This is a genomic window from Lentzea jiangxiensis, assembly GCF_900104175.1.
In the GTDB taxonomy this organism is placed as follows: domain Bacteria; phylum Actinomycetota; class Actinomycetes; order Mycobacteriales; family Pseudonocardiaceae; genus Lentzea; species Lentzea jiangxiensis.
Map to the genome: position 1 here is coordinate 14455 of NZ_FNIX01000020.1, position 18346 is coordinate 32800.

Below are 18346 nucleotides of genomic sequence, written 5' to 3' on the forward strand. Positions count from 1 at the left end.
CGACCGTCGCGCTTTTTTCTTGCGCTCCTCCGGTCGATCACCGCGTGCGACTCCCCCGGTGATGACGCGCCTTCCCCTGCGCGTTTCGGCCCACCCCCCATGAACCCCCGTCGCTCGCAGACGGGAATTGGAAGAAGGAGATCTAATGCAGACCTGGGCAAAGCGCGGACTTCAGACCGCGTTTGTCACTGGTGGTTTGCTGATGCTCGGTACGGGCATCGCTTCTGCTCAGGAGAACGTCGACCCGGACGCCGCACCTTCGCCCGTCGACGTCGCGGCCTCGGTTCCGATCAAGGCCGACCAGAACAAGCTGGCCACGCCGGCCAGGGAAGTCACGGTCCCCAAGGTCGACCGCACGGTCAGCACGGACCGCGTCGCCAGCGCGGTGCCCACCCGCACGGCCGCTCCCGTCGCGAACCCGCTGGTCCGCCAGACGAGCGAGCGCCTGCGCAACACCCCGACGCAGCACGTGGTGCGCGGCAACAGGATGCAGGGGCACCTCGACGCGCCGATCAACATCTGCGGCAACGCGATCGCGGTTCTCGCCGACACCGAGGCGTACGGCGCCTGCTCGCAGGCCGCGCACCGCGACGGCACCGTCGTCACCGACGGCTCCGGCCAGTCCCTCGCCGGCAACGTGTTCGCCGTCGGCCACGTGGTCCCGGTCCAGGCCACCGGCAACGCGGTCGGCGCGGGCGGCAACGCCGCCACGAGGACCAGTGACGCCGAGCAGGTCACGACGACCGGCGGCGACATCACCACGAGTGGTGAAAAGGGCACGATGTCCGGCAACGTCGTTGCCGAGCGAGGCGCGACCCCGGTCCAGGTCACCGGCAACGGTGTGGGCGCGGGCGGCATCGCCGAGGCCAGCTCCTCCGCTGACACGTTCGCCTCGTCCGAGGGCGACATCGTCACGAGCGGCCGGAACGGCTCGATGTCCGGCAACGCCATGCCGGTGCCCGTGGCCCCGCTGTTCGAGGTCAACGGCAACTCGGCCGGCGCCGCGGGCAACGCCGCCAGCAACTCGACGCAGACCGGCGCCGCCTACGCCGGCGGCAAGACGATCACCAACGGCGACCCCGCCACGCTGGCCGGCAACATCGCCGAGCCCTCGTTCGCCGGCCCGGTCACGGTCGACGACAACGCCGGTGCCCTCGGCGGCAACGCGGCCGCGGTCAGCGACACGACCAACGACTCCCGCGCCGGCGGCTCGAAGCACACCACCGGCAACGGTTCGACCGGTTCCGGCAACGTCGCCGGTGCGCCCGTCTCGCTGCCCGTCGCGGCGGGTGGCAACGGCGGCTCGGTGGTCGGCAACGCGGTGACCGACCACGCGAACGAGGCCAACTCGGCCGCCGGTGGCGAGGCCTACACGATCGGCGACAAGTCGGTCCTGTCCGGCAACATCGCGGACCTCCCGCCGGCCACGGCCGTGGACGCGTGCGGCAACGGCGCCGGTGTCGCCGGCCAGTCCACGGGCACCTGCAAGAACGACGTCAAGTCGGTCACGTCCGGCTACCAGGGCACGACGGGCAACGACTCCGTCGGCTCCGGCAACATCGGCTCGATCCCGGTCGCCACGCCCGCCGAGGTCTACGGCGTGGCGGGTGCGGTCGGCGGCCAGGCCCACGGTTCGGCCGACGAGGTCAAGGAGGTCCGCTCCGGCGGCACCCCGAACACCGCGGACGACCGCGGCACGGTCTCCAGCAACATCGTGACCGCACCGACCGCGGCCGCACCGCAGGTCTTCGCGTTCACCGCCGGCGTGGTGGGCAACACCACGTCGGACGCGTCGAACGACACCACGGTCACCGCGGGCAACGCGCCGCAGGCGACCGGCAAGAAGAGCTCGGTGTCCGGCAACATCGTCCAGGCCCCGACCTCGACGCCCGCCCAGGTCTTCGCCGACGGCTTCACCCTGGTGGGCAACAACTCCACCACGGGCGACAACGCCACCGACATGAAGGCCGGCGGCGACGCCGTCACCACCGGCGAGCAGGGCTCCATCGCGGGCAACGCCGTCTCGACCCCGGTCGCGACCGGCTCCCAGGTGCTCGGCTGGTCGGCCGGCGGCGGCGGCAACGTCGACTCCACGTCCACCAACGACCTGTCGTCCGTCGCCGGTGGCGACGTCAGCAGCAACGGCGACGGTGGTTCCGTCTCCGGCAACCTGGTCGGCGCGCAGCCGGCCGTGCTCCCCGCGGTTCCCGGCAACAGCGTCTCGGCGGCCGGCATCACCAAGTCCGACGCGGTGTCCGACACCAACGTCGTGTCCGGTGACGACAGCTCGTCCTCGGCCGAGGACGCCTCGGTCTCCGGCAACCTGGTCAACGTCCCCGCCAACGCCTTCGCCGGCGTGTACGCGGACGCGGTCGCGGTGGCGGGCAACGCGACGACGCCCACCGACGAGTCGTCGCACACCAAGGCCGGCGGCGAGATGATCACGGAGGGCAGCGGCCCGCTGACCGCCCGCGAGACGACCGTCCCGGTCGGGGCGGCCGCGAAGCTCGCGCGCATCCCCGTCGAGGTGCTCGGTCAGGCCATCATCGAGGGCGTCGACCACGACGAGCAGCGCACCGGCGAGGACACCGGCACCCTGCGCGCCACGCGGCTCAAGGGCATCCAGCTGCCCAAGGGCATCGACAGCCTGATGAAGGTCGACGAGGTCCCGGCGTTCCACGGTCTCGACAAGCTGCCCGTGAACCAGCTGCCGAACCCGGCCGACCTGCTGGCCATGACCAACCAGCTGCCCATCCCGGCTCTGCCCGGCCAGCTGCCCATCCCGGCCCTGCCCGGCCAGCTGCCCGCCCCGGCGTTGCCCGGTCTGGCGAAGCAGCGCGCCGCGCTGCCGCTGAACGGCGGCACGGCCGGCATCACGCCGAACGTCCAGGGTCTGCCGCTCGGCCAGGTGCTGGAGGTCGCGAAGCGGCTCATCCCGTTGGGCGCCACCCAGCGCGCCGCGCTGCCGCTGAACGGCGGCACGGCCGGCATCACGCCGAACGTCCAGGGCTTGCCGCTCGGCCAGGTGCTGGAGGTCGCGAAGCGCCTCATCCCGTTGGGCGCCACCCAGCGCTCGCTGCCGTCCGCCCCGGTGACCGCCCCGGCCCTGCCGTTGCCGGTGCAGCTGCCCGCGGTGCCCACCGAGCGCTCGCTGCCGGTGCTGCCCGTCGACGGCCCGGCCTCGCTCTCGGGTCTCAACCTGAACCCGACCCGCGGCCTGACCCCGCAGGCCGACGAGCGCGCGCTGCCGCAGCTGCCGCTGCTGAACAACCCGGCGCTCACCATGATCGACCCGGCCAACCTGTTCCAGAAGGTGACCGGCTCGCTGTAACACCCCGCAGTTGTAACACCCTCCTCCGGTAAGAAGCCGAGCCCCGGCGACACGACGGTGTCGCCGGGGCTCGGTGCCGTCCAGGGCCTGTGTCGAAATCCGTGTTCGCGATAGTCGGGCCTGAGGCGTGGCCTGCTGACCAGGACCAGCGTCACCAGCGTGCCGCGAGTGCGAGCGCGGACCAGCGCCACCGTCTCGAACAACCCCTCACGGTGAGCCGTCATGAGGCCGTTGGCGCTGGAACCGCCTTTTCCGCGGCCCGGCTGGTCTCCTCCCAGGCGGCCCAGGTGTCCATCCGCCGCCGGGAGATGTCGAAGGCGACGTCGTAGACCATGCTGCCGAGCAGGAGCCGCAACGGCGGTTCGTCGCTCGCGACCAGCTTCATCACCGCTTCGGCGGCCAGCCGGGGCTCGCTGTCGACAGACCCCTCGGCCCACTGCTTCTCGAGCTCGGCGCGCAGATCGCCGTAGACCGGGTTCGGCTCGGTCGCCCTGCTGCTGGTGTAGAGGTCGGTCCAGTACCCGCCGGGCTGGACGATGGTGACCTTGATGCCGAACTGCGCGACCTCGGCGGCAAGGGCCTCGCTCATCCCCTCCAACGCGAACTTGCTGGCGCTGTAGAGCCCGGTGCTCGGAAAACCCCCGAGCGCACCGATGCTGGAGATCTGCAGGAGGCGTCCGCCCCCGCCGGCGCGCAGGTGCGGCACCACCGCCTGGCTGACCCAGAGCGCACCGAAGAAGTTGAGCTCGACCTGCGCGCGGGCCTCGGCCTCGCCGAACTCCTCCACCATGCCGGTGAACAGCGCACCGGCGTTGTTCACGACGACGTCGAGCCGTCCGAAGTGCTCGACCGCCCTGCTCGCGACGTCGAAGACCGCCTCCCGGTCCGTGACGTCGAGACCCAGCCGGAGGAGCCCCTCGGGGTGCCGCTCCGCGAGGTCGTCGAGCGGCGAGAGGTCGCGGGCAACGCCGACGACCCTGTCGCCGGCGGCCAGTGCCGCCTCGGTGAAGGCGCGGCCGAGGCCCCGGCTGGCGCCCGTGACGAACCAGACCTTGGAGCTGGCTGACATGACCACATCATCCCCCTGGAGTTAACGAGACGAACCGTCTCGTCTCGCTGATGACGACAGCTTGCCCGCGTCCCACCGCTCTGTCAAGACGGACCGTCTCGTCTCGTGCAACGCTAGACTCCGCCCGTGCCCACGAAGGTCGGTCCCGATCCCAGCCGCCGCAACGACAACGCCCGGCGCGCCATCCTCATCGCCGCCATCGAACTGGTCGGGGAGGTGGGGTATCCGAAGCTCAGCATCGAAGGCATCGCCCAGGCAGCCGGCGTCGGCAAGCAGACGATCTACCGCTGGTGGCCGTCGAAGGGCGCGCTGCTGTTCGACGCCTTCCTCTCGTTCGCCGGCGAGGGCGAGGCCGCGGCCCTACCGGACACCGGCGACCTGTCCGCGGACCTGAAACTCGTCCTGAAGGCCACGGTCGACGAGCTGGAGGACCCGCGCAACGACAAGGCCATGCGCGCGATGCACGTCGAGATCGTCAACGACCCGGTCCTCGCCGCCGACTACCGGGCGCGACTGGACCAGCCGATGCGCGAGCTGAAGAAGGAACGCCTCCGCGCCGCCCAGCGCGCCGGTCAGCTCGCCGGGGACGTCGACCTCGAGGTCGCCGTCGACCTGCTCTTCGGCCCGGTCCTCAACCGGTGGCTGCAACGCACGGGCCCGCTGACCCACGAGTACGTCGAGCACGTGGTGGACACGGCACTGCGCGGCCTGGAACCGAGATGACCCTGAGCTGGGCGACCGGCACGTCAGGAGCCGGCAAGTCCACCGTCGGCGACCCGCTGAAGAGCAGGGGCACCAGGCGTTCGACGCGGACTGGCAGGGCTGGCTCGACCGCTACGGCTGGAGGATCAACCGGGACGAGGTCGAGGCCTTGGCCGCGAGAACGCACGCGGAGACGGCGTTCCTGTGCGGATGCGCCGAGAACGAGGAAGAGGTGCGAGACCTCTTCGACCTCGTCGACGGCTGCCGTCCGCTGGAAGAGGTGGTCGACGCGGTCTTGGAGGCCGCCCGGCAGGTCAGCCACCCGTGACCAGGTGAACGGACCTGCCTGGACCTGCCTGGACGTGACGCTCAGGTCTGCGCCAGGTCCGTGAAACGGCTGTAGTGCAGCTGGTGCGCGACGGTGATGGTGGCGGTCGGGCCGGCGCGGTGCTTGGCGACGATCAGGTCGGCCTCGCCGGCTCGCGGGTCGTCGCGTTCCCAGGCGTCGGGGCGGTTGATCAGGATGACCATGTCGGCGTCCTGCTCGAGCGAGCCGGACTCGCGGAGGTCGGAGAGCATCGGGCGCTTGTCGGTTCGCTGTTCCGGGCCTCGGTTCAGCTGCGAGATCGCGATGACCGGGACTTCGAGCTCCTTGGCGATCAGCTTCAGCGACCGGGAGAACTCGGAGACTTCCTGCTGGCGAGACTCGGACTTCTTGCCGGACGACATCAGCTGGAGGTAGTCGACGACCACGAGCTTGAGGTCGTGGCGCTGCTTGAGGCGACGGGCCTTGGCCCTGATCTCCATCATCGTGAGGTTGGGGCTGTCGTCGACGAACAGCGGGGCCTCGCTGATCTCGCTCATGCGGCGGGCCAGGCGGGTCCAGTCGTCGTCGCTCATCGTGCCGCCTCGCATGTCGCCCAGGCGGATCCGCGCCTCGGCGGAGAGCATGCGCATCACGATCTCGGTGCGGCTCATCTCCAGGCTGAAGATGGCGCTGGTCAGGCCGTGCTTCACCGAGCACGACCGCGCGAAGTCGAGACCCAGCGTCGAGTTGTGGGTCGGGATCATCGTCTCGCCCGCGAGGTACAGGTGGTCGTGGTTGTCGACCTCCACGCACCGCACCGGAACGGAGGCGATCGGGCGCACCGCGACGATCTCCACCCGGTCGTGGCGGCCGAGACCCGCGACGAGTTCGTCGACGTCGCGGCGGAGGCGGGCGAAGCGGCCGTCGATCTGCAGCGCTGCCAGCAGTTCCTCGCGCTGCCTGCGGGACGCGCGCAGGTATGCGGCGGGGATGTGCGGGTCGTCGGCCAGGTCGAGGTCCTTGGCGACGCGCAGTTCCTCGTCGGTCAGCTCCAGGTCGCCGAGACCCGAGAGGAACAGGCCGAGAGCGCGCGGCGAGAGGGGCAACGGCAGCGCGGGCAGGTCCCAGGCGGCGGACATGCGGATGAACTGGCGGCACAGGCCGGAGCGGTCGAACAGCTGCGCGGTGGTGCGGATCGCCCAGAAGCCACCGGTCTCGCTGCACGACTCCGTCAGCCACTGGTGCTCGGCGTCGGCGACGATCACGGTGCCGTCGGAGAACTCCACCTCGAAGCACGGGCGGCCCGTCATCACCTCGGTCGCGGCGACCACCCTGGTCGGACGGCCGTCGGCGCCGATCAGGAACGAGCCGGCCTCCACCTCGCCCATCGTCGTCCAGCCGGACGGGGTGGGCAGCGGGGTGTCGAGGGCGAGCGCCTTGCCGACACCGGGGCGGGCGGCGACGATGATCATCTGGCCGCCGTGCAGGCCGTTGGTGAGCGCGTCGAGGTCGGCGAAGCCGGTCGGGATTCCCTGCGAGATGCCGCCGCGGGACGCGATCGCGTCGATCTCGTCCATCGTCGGCTGCAGCAGGTCTTCGAGGGCCACGTAGTCCTCGGTCGTGCGGCGGTCGGTGACCTCGTAGATCGCGGCCTGCGCCCGGTCGACCACCTCGTCGACGTCCGCGCCCTCGGCACCGTTGTACCCGAGCTGCACGATGCGGGTGCCGGCCTCGACCAGACGCCGCAGCACCGCCTTCTCGGCGACGATCTCGGCGTAGTAGCCGGCGTTCGCGGCCGTGGGCACCGTCGCGATCAACGTGTGCAGGTACGGCGCGCCACCCACGCGCAGCAGCTCGCCGCGGCGCTCGAGCTCGGCGGAGATGGTGATCGGGTCGGCGGGCTCGCCGCGGCCGTACAGGTCGAGGATGCAGTCGTAGATCGCCTGGTGCGCCGGGCGGTAGAAGTCGTTCGGCGCGAGCGCCTCGATGACGTCCGCGATGGCGTCCTTGGACAGCAGCATGCCGCCCAGCACGGACTGCTCGGCGGCCAGGTCCTGGGGTGGCTGACGCTCGAATGCGGGCTCCGCCATGCCCCGGTCGTCCACGAGCGCCACTGAAGAATCACCCCTGCGAAGAGTCGAGAGCCGGTGCCTGGTCCCCTAGTTGTACTTCACTGCACCGACAATTTCGGGCGGCCACACTGCGCGATGACCTCTCCCTGGCAGCGACGCTAGAGGGACCCGTCCGGAGCAAGCAAACCAGCGTGTGGATCGCCCTGTGGACAACTGGGGGACAACCTGTGGATGGTTGCCCACAGGGCTCATGACGCTGGGGACAACCTGTTGACAACCGGTGGAGTGACAGAAATAACTCCAGCTCAAGGGCTGTGCACAAGTTGTGGAAAAAGTTGTGGGGCGCACCGTCGGCGTGTCGCGAAGAACACCTTCTTCGGCGTGTCGCCGTCGCGCTGTACGCCGCGTTTATCCACAGGACGTGGACAGATCAACACTGCTCCGAACGTGCAGAAGCGCCACCCGCCCGGAGCATTCCGGGCCGGTGGCGCTTCGGCGATCCGAACCGCAGGCGAACCCGCCGACCACTGTCGGGTGGCTCGCCTGACGAGATCGAGGGGCCTACTCGCCCGCGGTCACGTTCAGGGGCAGAGCCACGGTGACCTCGGGGTGGAGACGGACCGTGACCGAGTGCGTGCCGGTCGTCTTGATGTGACCCGGCAGCTCAATGGCGCGCTTGTCCAGCGTCGGACCACCGGCGGACTTGACGGCAGCCGCCACGTCCGAGCTGGTGACCGAGCCGAAGAGCTTCTTCGAGCCCCTGGCCGACTTCGCGGCCAGGGTCACGCCGCCAAGGCCCTCGAGAGCGGCCTTGATCTCCTTGGCGTGGTCCAGGTCGCGCACGCGCCGGGTGTCCTGCGCGCGGGTGATGACCTGGATCTGCTTCTGCGCGCCGCGGGTCGCGACGATCGCGAGACCGCGCGGGAGCAGGTAGTTGCGGCCGTAGCCGTCCTTGACCTCGACGATGTCGCCGGGAGCGCCGAGGCCGGAAACGTCAGCGGTGAGGATGAGCTTCATCGCGGTGTCCCCTTTCCTTAGCGAGCGGTCGAGGTGTAGGGCAGCAGGGCCATCTCACGGGCGTTCTTCACGGCAACAGCGACGTCGCGCTGGTGCTGCGAGCAGTTGCCCGTGACGCGGCGGGCACGGATCTTGCCGCGGTCGGAGATGAACTTGCGGAGGAGAGTCGTGTCCTTGTAGTCGATCAGGGACGCGCTCTTGTCCTTGCAGAAGGCGCAGACCTTCTTCTTGGGCTTGCGCACAGGCGGCTTGGCCATGTGTCTCTAACTCCTGGAATACGCAGTGATCGAGGTTCTGGATGACCGGTGCAGCGGTCTAGAAGGGGGGCTCGTCGGCGAAGCCACCCGAGCCGGCCGGCGGGGCGGAACCCCACGGGTCGTCTGCAGGCGCACCACCGCCGCCACGAGACTGCTGACCGCCGCCGCCGCCGAAGCCGCCGCCACCGCCGCCGTCTCCACGGCTGACCTTGTTGACCTTCGCGGTCGCGTAGCGCAGCGAGGGGCCGATCTCGTCGACCTCGAGCTCCACGACAGTGCGCTTCTCGCCTTCCTTCGTCTCGAAGGAACGCTGACGCAACCGTCCGGAGACGAGCACTCGCGAACCACGGGTGAGCGACTCGGCCACGTTCTCCGCGACCTGACGCCACACGTTGCACCGCAGGAACAGCGCTTCGCCGTCCTTCCACTCACCGGACTGGCGGTCGAAGGTGCGGGGCGTGGAGGCGACCGTGAAGGACGCCACCGCGGCACCGCTCTGGGTGAAGCGGAGTTCCGGGTCGGCGGTCAGGTTCCCGACCACCGTGATCGTCGTCTCGCCAGCCATGTCTTGGGAGCTCCCCTAGTCGAGGTTCGTCAGGCCCTGGCAGCGGCCCTGGCCGCCGACTTGGCCGACTTGGCGTCCGACTTGGCTGCGGCCTTGGCAGCCAGCTTGGCGGCCTTGGCGGGCTCCCGGCGCAGGACCTTGGTCCTGAGCACCGTCTCCTGCAGACCGAGCTGGCGGTCCAGTTCCTTCACCGCTTCCGGCGTCGAGGTCAGGTCGAGCACCGCGTAAATGCCTTCGGCGTTCTTGTTGATCTCGAAGCTCAGACGGCGCTTGCCCCAGACTTCGACCTTCTCCACGTTGCCACCCGACGTCTTGATGACGTTGAGGAACGTGTCGAGGGACGGCGCGATCGTGCGCTCGTCGAGACTGGGGTCGAGGATGACCATCACTTCGTAATGACGCATGAGGACCACTCACCTCCTGTGGACTCACGGCCACGGGCTTTCCGTGGCAGGAGGGTCGTCGCGTCAGCAACTGAAAAAGGTTATCAGGGCGCGTCCACCGGCTACGCAGGGGTGCGGCGAAGCGCCCAGGTCCTCACCAGCGCGCCCGTCACCAGGGCCAGCATCAGCACCGCGACCAGCACCGGAGCGCCGACGCCACCGGGGCCGCCCAGCCTGGGCAGCGCCGTGGCACGGCCGGCCGCCTGCACCGAGTCGCCCTCGATGCCGTTGCCGCTGGACGCGCGCGGGACCTGCGAGCCGTAGCGCACGCCGGGCGACGGCGAGTACAGGCCGGGCATCGCGAACGGCAGCGAGCCGTAGCTGAACAGCGGCACGCGGCCGAAGTTCGCGCCGATCGGGTACAGCGAGAAGTCGCGGTTGCTCGGCGCGCCCGCACCCGTGCCCGGAACACCGGGCTGGGCGCCCGGCTGCGTGCCGGGCTGACCGGGCGGCGTACCGGGCCGGGGCTGCTGGGCGGGGGGCTTCGGTGCGCCGGGGACCGCGCCGACGGCCTGCTGGGAGGCGTCCGCGACGGCCCTGCTGCCGTCCTGGATCGGCGCCGCGACCTGGTTCACGCCGGTCACGGTGACCTTGCAGCCGCTCGTCAGGGTCGCGCGGACGGTCTGGTCGAGCGTGCCGAGGATCGGGCCGAGGAGCGGGATCTTGGCGACCTCGACCATCACCGCGTTCGCGATCGTGCCGCCGCTGATGGTCGTCGTCCCGGCCTGCACCGCACCGATCGGGATGGGTTCGACCTGCGAGAACGCCTGCTTGAACGGCTCCGCGAGGGGTGGTCCGAGCAGGGGCACCGCGCGCACGAGGTCCGTGATCGGCTGCGTGACGGCGGCGGGGCTGAGCGAGACGGGGGTGCCGGGCGCGCCCTGGATCGACGTCGCACAACTTCCGATGACGATGGGCTCCGCGGCCGCGGCCGGACCCGCCCCGACACCGGCGGAGGCCAGCGCCAGACACGTCGCGGCGGTGACGCTCAGCAGTCGCATGCCAACCCCTTTCCTACTCTCTGGTAACGACCGTAGGTCCTGGTGGTGACGCGTACCACCCCCAGTTTTTCCGATTGCTCCTATCGGCGGCGGCTGCGATGGCGTTGCGGGTGCCGACTACCCTCCTGTGCATGCGCATCGGGGCCCATGTACGCGACGACGACCCGGTCGGCGCCGCGGCCGAACGCGGGGCCGACGTCGTCCAGTTCTTCCTGTCGGACCCCCAGGGGTGGAAGAAGCCCAAACCCCATCCGCAGGCGGAGGCGCTGCTCGCCTCCGACCTCGAGGTGTTCGTCCACGCCCCGTACCTGATCAACGTCGCGTCGCTGAACAACAAGATCCGGATTCCGAGCAGGAAGAACGTGGTCCAGCACGCGGAGGCCGCCGCGACCGTGGGCGCGAAGGGCCTGGTCGTGCACGGCGGCCACGTCACGAAGGGCGAGGACCCGGCGGAGGGCTTCGCGAACTGGCGCAAGTTCTTCGAGCGCCAGGTCGCCGAGGGCGGCTTCGCGGTCCCCGTCCTGATCGAGAACACCGCGGGCGGCGAGAACGCCATGGCCCGCACGTTCGACTCCCTCAAGCTGCTCTGGGACGCGGTCGGCGAGTTCGGCGCGGGCTTCTGCCTCGACACCTGCCACGCGTTCGCCGCCGGTGAGGACCTGGTCGGCGTCGTCGACCGGGTGAAGGCCATCACCGGCCGCATCGACCTCGTGCACCTCAACAGCTCGCGCGACGAGTTCGGCTCCTCGCGCGACCGGCACGACAACATCAGCACCGGCACCATCGACGCCGAGCAGCTGGCCGCCGTGGCCGCCACCGCCGGATGCCCCGTCGTGGTGGAGACACCGGACGAGGGCCAGGCCGACGACATCGCCTTCCTGCGCGACCGCGCCGGCCGGTGAGCACCGTGCACGAGGTGGTGAGCGTGACGCCCGAGCGAGGCGAAGCCCGGCGTTTCGCGAACCGCTTCGGCAGTGCCGCCGCTGTCGTGCTCGTGCTCCTGTGCGGCCTCACGCTGCTGCTGGGCTTCATCAACAAGGACCGCTGCACGGGTCCGGCGTTCGACCAGTGGGGCCGCACGCAGCCCGACTACGACGAGCGCAACAAGGAAGACGTCTGCTACTCCGACATCCAGCACCTCTGGATCGGGCGCGACATCGACCGGCACGTCTTCCCGTACGTCGACGGCGGCATCAACGACAAGGGCGTCCTCGTCGGCGGCTCGGTCGAGTACCCGGTGCTCTCCGGCCTGATCATCTGGGCCGGTGCGATCTTCGCGCACAACGACGCGGAGTACCTGCTCTACTCGTCGCTGCTGATGGCGCCGTTCGGCCTGGTCACGGGCTGGTTGCTGGGCAAGCTCGCCCGCTGGCGCGCGTTGCTGTGGGCGATCGGGCCACCGCTGGTCCTCTACGCGTTCCACAACTGGGACCTGCCGGTCGTGCTGTGCTCGGTGGCCGCGGTCTTCGTGGTGCACCGCTGGAACCGGCCGCTGGTCGAACGGGCCGTGGTCGCGTCGGTGCTGCTCGGGCTCGGGTTCGCGTTCAAGGTCTACCCGGCGGCGTTCGTGCTGCCGCTGATGCTCTTCGTCGCCACCGGCGGCTGGCGCGGCCAGGAGATGCCCGAGGGCAAGAAGGTCGACGTCGCCGGCGCGGTCAAGGTCGCCCTCGCCTCGATCGTCACGGTCGTGCTGGTCAACCTGCCGTTCGCCTTCGCGGGCTACGACGGCTGGCTCGCGTCGTTCGAGTTCCAGCAGCTGCGCCGCGTCGACATCACCACGAACTCGATCTGGTACTGGGGCCTGCGGCCGTTCATCGGCGACGACGCCATGCAGTCGCTGGTCGGCGTGGTCTCGCCGATCACGATCCTGCTGTCGTTCGCGATCGCCGCCGGCTACGGCTGGTTGCGCTTCCGCCGCGAGGGCACCTACCCGTGGATCGCGGTGTCCGGCGCGATGCTGTGCGGCTTCATGCTGCTGCACAAGGTCCACTCGCCGCAGTACACGCTGTGGCTGGTGCCGTTCCTGGTGCTGCTGCGCGTGAAGCTGGTCTGGGCGTACGTCTACTTCGTGGTCGACCTGGCGATGGGGATCGGCATCTTCCGCTGGTTCTGGGCCATCGAGTTCGGTCAGCCGGCCGGGATCTACGACAGCTTCTCCGCACAGGCCGTGATGATCGGCGTGTGGGGTCGTGCGGCTCTGCTGGTCGCGCTGTTCGTGGTCTTCCTCAAGGCCCGGGACGTGACCGAGGACGACCGGGAAGACCTGAAGTTCCTCCGCGGGACTGTGGCAGCGAAGAGCTGATCGTCGCAGACTTCACCCGTGAGGGTGATCATCGTGCTGGCGCTGCTGCTGGCCTGCGGCGCCTCCGGCGTGCCCACGCGGTCGGAGGTGATCCGCTGGCTGCCCGTGTGGCAGGCCGTCCCGACCCTGTCGGAAGCGGTGCCCGACCAGAGCGTGCGGACGACGATCGACCTCACCGCGGGTGGCACCTCGGTCCGGGTGCGCCTGTCGAACCTCATGGGCACCGAACCCGTCCGCGTCGAGCAGGTCACCGTCGCGGCCGGCGGTGAGACGCGGCAGCTGACGTTCAACAGGTCCCGCGCCGTCACGATCAGGGCCCGCGACGAGGTCTACAGCGATGCCGTGCAGCTCGCGGTCACCAAGACGCTCGACATCAGCACGTACACCCCGGCCGGCACACCGTGTCAGGCGCGCGCACATCGCACCATCACCTCCACACGCGAGCACATCTGCCTGGTCTCGGCGGTCGAGGTCGCGGGCTTCACGGCACCGGGCGCGGTGGTGGCGTTCGGCGACTCGATCACCGAGGGCTTCTACGACGACACGTGGCCGTCGTTGCTCGAAACCGACTACGCCGTGCTGAACGCGGGCATCAACGGCAACGGCGTGGTGCTGGGCAACGCGCCGATGGTCATCCGCATGTCCCGCGACGTGCTCTTCAGCAGAGAAGTGCGGAAGGTCTTCCTGCTGGGCGGCATCAACGACATCCAGAACGGCGTCAGCGCCGAGAACGTCATCGCGGGCATCCGCACGATCCAGCGGCGTTGCGAGAACGAGGGCGTCCAGTTCCACCTCGGCACAATCACGCCGTGGCGCGGCTGGTACACCTGGACCGAGGCCAAGGATCAGCAACGGCAGAAGGTGAACGCGTGGATCCGCGCCACCTTCCCCGGCCATGTCGACTTCGACGCCGCCGTCCGCGACCCCGCCGATCCGCTCAGACTGCGTCCGGAGTTCGACTCCGGTGATCACCTGCACCCGAACGCGGCCGCATTCGGTGCGATGGCTCGCCTCGTGCGGGTGTGATGAGCTGCCGGTCCGGCGCATCGACCAGGACGCCCGCCAACGGGTCGTCGCCCGCCATGCGCACGAGGTCCCGCTCCGGGTTGTAGATCTCCTTCAAGATGAAGACGCACAACGCGATGACGGCCGCGTCTCGCAGCAGCACGGCGCCGAGGAACCAGTCGATCGGCAGTCCCTTGTTGTCCGTGCCGAGGTAGAAGTACATGCGCGGCACCCACACCAGCGCGTCGACCGCCATCCAGGCCAGCAGCAGCTTCCAGCGCGGCAACGCGAGCACCGCCAGCGGCACCAGCCACAGCGAGTACTGCGGGCTCCACACCTTGTTCGTCAGCAGGAACGCCGCCACGACGAGGAACCCGAGCTGCGCGAGCCGTGGCCGCGTCGGAGCCGAGAGCGCCACGTAGCCGATGCCGGCGCAACAGACCAGGAACAGCACCATGCTGACCGTGTTGAGCACCGTCGGCGGTTGTCCCTGCGTCAGTCCCGGGTCGAAGCCCTGCCACCCCGTCCACTGCACGAGCACGTTGTAGAGCGTGTCGGGGTCCGCGTTGCGCTCGGTGTTGAGGCGGAAGAACTCCCTCCACCCCGGGTACGAGGCCGGGTTCAGCGCGATCGGTGCGTTGACGAGCGCCCACGCGCCTATGGCCGCCGCGGTGGTGGTGAGGCCCACCTTGAGTCTGTTGGACCGCCAGCACAACAACAGCAGCGGTCCCAGCAAGAACAACGGATAGAGCTTCGCCGCGCCACCGAGCCCCAGCAGCACGCCGGCGAGCACGGGTTTCTTCCGCGCCCACGCCAGCAGGCCTGCCGTGGCGAACGCCGTCGCGATCGTGTCGAAGTTCGTGAACGCGTGGACGATGACCAACGGCGACACGGCGACTATCGCCGCGTCCCACATCCGGCGACGCGCAATGCGCGCAACGCAGAACACGGTGACAAGCCACGCCACGGCCAACCAGAACGCCGTCACGTTGAAGAACACGATCACCGTCATCGGCATGCCCGGCACGAGCGTCACAAGCCCCTGCGCCACCCGCGCGTTGAGCCACATGAACAGCCCTGTGACCACCGGGTACTCCATGTACCGGACGTGCTCGGTCGGCTTGCCCTCGTCGTCCTTCCACGACGTGATGTACGGGAAGGAACCGCGCTGGTCGAGCCGCTCCGCCGTGTACAGCGGCACCGTGTCGGAGTAGCAGAGGGCCGTGAACTGCCTGCTGCCGCGCCAGTCGAGCTGCACGACGCCCTTGTCGTCGACGTACTGCTGGATGCACGGCGACTTCTGCACCCACCCCAGCAGCAACGTGACCACGGCGAGCATCAGCACGACCCGCAGCGCCGTCCAGAAGTAGTTCCTGCCGACGAGCGCGTGCACGCCGAGAGGACCGCCGAACGGTCTGCTCAGGCCGCGGGCGAGCGACTCGGTCCACGTGGGTGCGACCCGCTCTTCACGGGTGAGCGAGACGGTGTCCTCGGCGCGGTCCTCGGTCGGGACCTCGGCGGGAAGCTCGGCAGGGCTGCTGGGCACGCCGCGGATGTTACGGCCAAGACCGTTTGACCGTGGTCAACATCTCCGGACCGATCTCGGTCGGGTCCCGCGGAGGGAGCCCGGCAACGCAACGGGCCCGGCGCGTCGGCGCCGGGCCCGTTGCGTGTTCAGTTCGTCAGATCAACCCACGGCGTTCAGGTGTCGCCGGGGTCGCGGCCCCCCGTCGGGTTGCCGGGTCCCGGCTTCGACGACGTCGAGGTGTTCGGGTTGCTCGGAGGACAGATCAGGCCCTGGCACGGCTCGCCCGTCGGCTTGGTCGGCTTCGTCGGGGACTCCGGCGTGTTCGACGACGGCGTGTTCGACGACGGCGTGTTCGGCGGCGTGTTGGACGGGGGTGGCGGCTCCGACTTCCGCGGCGGGTTGAAGTTGCCGAGGGGCTTGGGCTTCGCGAACGGCTCCTTCTGAGCGCCCGCGAGAGCCCCGTCCATGAACTTCTTCCAGATCTGGCCGGGGAGACCCGAACCGAAGATCGCCTTGCCCTCCTTGTTCCTGATCGGCACGTTGCCGGCGTCCTTGCCAATCCAGACCGAGGCGGCGATCTGCGGCGTGTAGCCGACCATCCACGCCTTCGAGTTCTGGTCGATGCTGCCGTCGAGCTCGTGCGTACCGGTCTTGCCGGCGCACTCGCGGTTGCCCGCGCAGCCGATCTTCGAGAAGGTCGGGATCTCCTTCAACGCCTCGGTGACGTTGTCGGCGATGTCGCGGCTCTTCTCCTCCACCGGGTCGAAGGCCGGGACCGGCTGGTCGACGTGCTGGTAGAGGACGTCGCCGTTCGGGCCCGCGATCTTCGTGACGAAGAACGGCGCGCGGTAGATGCCGCGGGCGGCGAACGTCGCGTAGGCCGAGGCCATGTCGAACGGCCGCACCTGGGCGTTGTCGGCGCCGATGGCGATACCGGCGTTGGGCTTGCCACCGCCTTCACCCACCAGCAGCTGCTTCGCCTTGCCGTCGACCATGACGGACTTCGGGATGCCGGCCTCGTACGCCGCGTTCGCGACGGCGACCGTGCCCGTGCCGTTCGGGCTCGCCACCATGTCGTAGAACACGGTGTTGAGCGACTCCTTCATGGCCTGCCGGATCGTGCATTCCTTGCCGCACGTCGTGCTTGAGGCGTTGCGGATCGGAACGCCGGCGATCGTGCGCGGCGTGCTGTCGTAGGTGTCGCCGATGCCCTTGCCCATCTTCAGGGCGGCGACCAGGTCGAACGGCTTGAACGACGAGCCGGCCTCCTGGATCGTGCCCTTGGCGTAGTCGATGCCCTTCAGGCCGTCCTTGCCCGGGTAGTACGCCCTCACAGCGCCGGACTGCGGCTCGATCGCGCTGAGCGACGTGCGCAGCTCCGGGTCCTGGCCCTGCATGACGGAGTTCACGGCGTCGACCGCGGCCTGCTGCATCTTCGGGTCGATGGTCGTGTGGACCGTGACGCCGACCTTCTGCGCCTTCTCCATCGTGAGACCGATCAGCTGGCTGTCGATCTCGTTCTGGACCTGCTGGCTCACGCGGGCGAGCGGGCCGTCGAGACCCGCGGGCTGCGTCTGCTCGAACGGCAGGGGCGTCGGGTACTGGCGCGCGTCGTAGTCGGCCTGGCTGATCCACTTCTTCTGAAGCATCTGGAGCATCACGAACTCCCAGCGCTTCTTCGAGTACTCCTGGTCCTCCGACCACGAGGGCGTCTGGATCATGCCGGCGATGAGGGCCGCCTCGGAAGGCGTGAGCTCCTTCATCTCCTTGTCGTAGTAGACCTGCGCCGCTGCCTTCATGCCGTTGGCGCCACGACCGAAGTACACCGTGTTGAGGTACGCGGTGAGGATCGTGTTGTGGTCCGACTCGTTGCTCATCTTGTAGGCCTTGACGAGCTCCGTGAACTTGCGGGTGATCGTGGCTTCTTCCTTGCCCGTCGCCTTCTTGATGTACTGCTGCGTCAGACCGGAACCACCACTGCTGCCGCCGGTCGCCTGGATCCAGACGGCGCGGACGATGGCCTTGGCGTCGAAGCCGGGGTTGTCGTAGAAGTTCGCGTCCTCCGCGGCCATGACCGCGTTCTTGACGGTGTCCGGGATCTCCTCGTACGTCAGCATCGTGCGGTTCTGACCGGGCGAGGTGATCTTGCCCATCTCAGTGCCGTCCGAGTAGAGCAGCGTGATCGTCTTGTCCTGGTCGGCCGCGATGTCGTTCGGGCGCGGCCAGTCGACCAGCGGGTACGCGACGGCGACGGCGATCACCGGCCCGAGGATCATCAGGCCGATCGCGACGAACGCGCCGATCCGGACGCGCTTCCAGATCTTCTTCTTGCGCAGGCGGCGCTCCTCCTCTTCGGTGAGCTCCGGCTCGTCGTCGTACTCGTAGTCGTCGTCATCGTCGCCGACACCGGCACCGACGCCCGCCATGAGGAACTCGTCCTCCGGCTCGCGGTGGGTGATCAGCTCCGGTTCGCGCTGCGTCGGCCGGTTGACCGGCGGCATCTGCGTGGTGCGTTCCTCACCGGGGCTGCGCGGGGGAACGCCGGGACGACCGGGGCCGCCCTGCGGACCAGGAGCACCGGGACCGGGAGCACCGGGACCACCGGGGCGGCGGCCACCGGGAGGCGGGGCGATCGGCATGCCGCCGGGAGGCGTCGGGGGACGGCCAACGGGACCGCCGGGGCCACCAGGCCCACCGGGACCGGGCGGACGGCCGGGACCGCCCTGCGGGCCACCGGGACCGCCCTG

The 18346-nt window shown here is 69.6% G+C and carries 15 protein-coding genes; 6 read left to right on the forward strand and 9 right to left on the reverse strand.

The window, feature by feature from the left end; genetic code table 11:
* The first annotated feature begins 145 nt into the window (after positions 1-145).
* Positions 146-3331, forward strand: coding sequence for a beta strand repeat-containing protein (locus BLQ91_RS33240; protein ID WP_143022935.1), 3186 nt, complete (start codon positions 146-148; stop codon positions 3329-3331).
* A gap of 220 nt (positions 3332-3551) precedes the next feature.
* Here BLQ91_RS33240 and BLQ91_RS33245 read toward each other — a convergent pair whose 3' ends face one another.
* Positions 3552-4400: an SDR family oxidoreductase gene (locus tag BLQ91_RS33245; protein ID WP_090103594.1), complete on the reverse strand. Its 849-nt coding sequence runs from the start codon at positions 4398-4400 to the stop codon at positions 3552-3554.
* A 126-nt stretch (positions 4401-4526) separates the two neighbouring features.
* Here BLQ91_RS33245 and BLQ91_RS33250 point away from each other — a divergent pair, with 126 nt between their 5' ends.
* Positions 4527-5123 (forward strand): TetR/AcrR family transcriptional regulator, encoded by a 597-nt coding sequence (locus tag BLQ91_RS33250; RefSeq protein WP_090103402.1) that lies wholly within the window; start codon positions 4527-4529, stop codon positions 5121-5123.
* A gap of 148 nt (positions 5124-5271) precedes the next feature.
* A complete protein-coding gene (locus tag BLQ91_RS41735; protein WP_176960081.1) occupies positions 5272-5430 on the forward strand; it encodes a hypothetical protein in 159 nt (52 codons plus the stop codon).
* Between the two features lie 41 nt (positions 5431-5471).
* On the opposite strand, the gene dnaB is transcribed toward BLQ91_RS41735, so the two are convergent.
* The 6 genes from dnaB to BLQ91_RS43490 all read right to left on the reverse strand — a co-directional run bounded on the left by dnaB (position 5472) and on the right by BLQ91_RS43490 (position 10764).
* A complete protein-coding gene (dnaB, locus tag BLQ91_RS33255; RefSeq protein WP_090103597.1) occupies positions 5472-7499 on the reverse strand; it encodes a replicative DNA helicase in 2028 nt (675 codons plus the stop codon).
* A gap of 543 nt (positions 7500-8042) precedes the next feature.
* Positions 8043-8498, reverse strand: a complete 456-nt coding sequence (rplI, locus tag BLQ91_RS33260) for a 50S ribosomal protein L9 (protein WP_090103403.1) — start codon at positions 8496-8498, stop codon at positions 8043-8045.
* A 17-nt stretch (positions 8499-8515) separates the two neighbouring features.
* A complete protein-coding gene (gene rpsR, locus BLQ91_RS33265) occupies positions 8516-8755 on the reverse strand; it encodes a 30S ribosomal protein S18 (protein WP_030480165.1) in 240 nt (79 codons plus the stop codon).
* A 58-nt stretch (positions 8756-8813) separates the two neighbouring features.
* On the reverse strand, positions 8814-9320 hold the full coding sequence (locus BLQ91_RS33270) for a single-stranded DNA-binding protein (RefSeq protein ID WP_065915547.1): 507 nt from the start codon (positions 9318-9320) through the stop codon (positions 8814-8816).
* A gap of 29 nt (positions 9321-9349) precedes the next feature.
* Entirely contained in the window at positions 9350-9724 is a 375-nt protein-coding gene (rpsF, locus tag BLQ91_RS33275) for a 30S ribosomal protein S6 (protein ID WP_090103599.1), read from the reverse strand.
* A gap of 101 nt (positions 9725-9825) precedes the next feature.
* Positions 9826-10764, reverse strand: a complete 939-nt coding sequence (locus BLQ91_RS43490; RefSeq protein ID WP_143022936.1) for a hypothetical protein — start codon at positions 10762-10764, stop codon at positions 9826-9828.
* A gap of 131 nt (positions 10765-10895) precedes the next feature.
* Here BLQ91_RS43490 and BLQ91_RS33290 point away from each other — a divergent pair, with 131 nt between their 5' ends.
* Genes BLQ91_RS33290 through BLQ91_RS33300 form a run of 3 tightly spaced genes read left to right on the forward strand, consistent with a single transcriptional unit; the run spans position 10896 to position 14092 of the window.
* The gene (locus BLQ91_RS33290) at positions 10896-11666 is read left to right on the forward strand and encodes a deoxyribonuclease IV (RefSeq protein ID WP_090103409.1); all 771 of its coding nucleotides are present in this window, start codon (positions 10896-10898) and stop codon (positions 11664-11666) included.
* Between the two features lie 23 nt (positions 11667-11689).
* Positions 11690-13066, forward strand: coding sequence for a glycosyltransferase family 87 protein (locus BLQ91_RS33295; RefSeq protein ID WP_245734021.1), 1377 nt, complete (start codon positions 11690-11692; stop codon positions 13064-13066).
* 18 nt (positions 13067-13084) lie between these two features.
* Complete coding sequence (locus BLQ91_RS33300; RefSeq protein WP_090103411.1) at positions 13085-14092, forward strand: GDSL-type esterase/lipase family protein; 1008 nt, start codon at positions 13085-13087, stop codon at positions 14090-14092.
* Here the strand turns inward: BLQ91_RS33300 and BLQ91_RS33305 are convergent.
* Together BLQ91_RS33305 and BLQ91_RS33310 are read right to left on the reverse strand one after the other, a co-directional pair.
* Entirely contained in the window at positions 14004-15617 is a 1614-nt protein-coding gene (locus BLQ91_RS33305) for a glycosyltransferase family 87 protein (RefSeq protein ID WP_090103413.1), read from the reverse strand. The two genes, BLQ91_RS33300 and BLQ91_RS33305, sit on opposite strands and share 89 nt — an antisense overlap.
* A gap of 155 nt (positions 15618-15772) precedes the next feature.
* A complete protein-coding gene (locus BLQ91_RS33310; protein ID WP_176960082.1) occupies positions 15773-18238 on the reverse strand; it encodes a transglycosylase domain-containing protein in 2466 nt (821 codons plus the stop codon).
* Between the last annotated feature and the right edge of the window lie 108 nt (positions 18239-18346).

Excerpts from the sequence above, each read along its gene's own strand:
- BLQ91_RS33290 (WP_090103409.1), top strand. The coding sequence starts at position 10,896 with ATGCGCATCGGGGCCCATGTACGCGACGACGACCCGGTCGGCGCCGCG.
- BLQ91_RS33270 (WP_065915547.1), bottom strand. The coding sequence starts at position 9,320 with ATGGCTGGCGAGACGACGATCACGGTGGTCGGGAACCTGACCGCCGAC.
- dnaB (WP_090103597.1), bottom strand. The coding sequence starts at position 7,499 with ATGGCGGAGCCCGCATTCGAGCGTCAGCCACCCCAGGACCTGGCCGCC.
- BLQ91_RS33310 (WP_176960082.1), bottom strand. The coding sequence starts at position 18,238 with ATGCCGATCGCCCCGCCTCCCGGTGGCCGCCGCCCCGGTGGTCCCGGT.
- rpsR (WP_030480165.1), bottom strand. The coding sequence starts at position 8,755 with ATGGCCAAGCCGCCTGTGCGCAAGCCCAAGAAGAAGGTCTGCGCCTTC.
- rplI (WP_090103403.1), bottom strand. The coding sequence starts at position 8,498 with ATGAAGCTCATCCTCACCGCTGACGTTTCCGGCCTCGGCGCTCCCGGC.
- BLQ91_RS33240 (WP_143022935.1), top strand. The coding sequence starts at position 146 with ATGCAGACCTGGGCAAAGCGCGGACTTCAGACCGCGTTTGTCACTGGT.
- BLQ91_RS43490 (WP_143022936.1), bottom strand. The coding sequence starts at position 10,764 with ATGCGACTGCTGAGCGTCACCGCCGCGACGTGTCTGGCGCTGGCCTCC.
- BLQ91_RS33245 (WP_090103594.1), bottom strand. The coding sequence starts at position 4,400 with ATGTCAGCCAGCTCCAAGGTCTGGTTCGTCACGGGCGCCAGCCGGGGC.
- rpsF (WP_090103599.1), bottom strand. The coding sequence starts at position 9,724 with ATGCGTCATTACGAAGTGATGGTCATCCTCGACCCCAGTCTCGACGAG.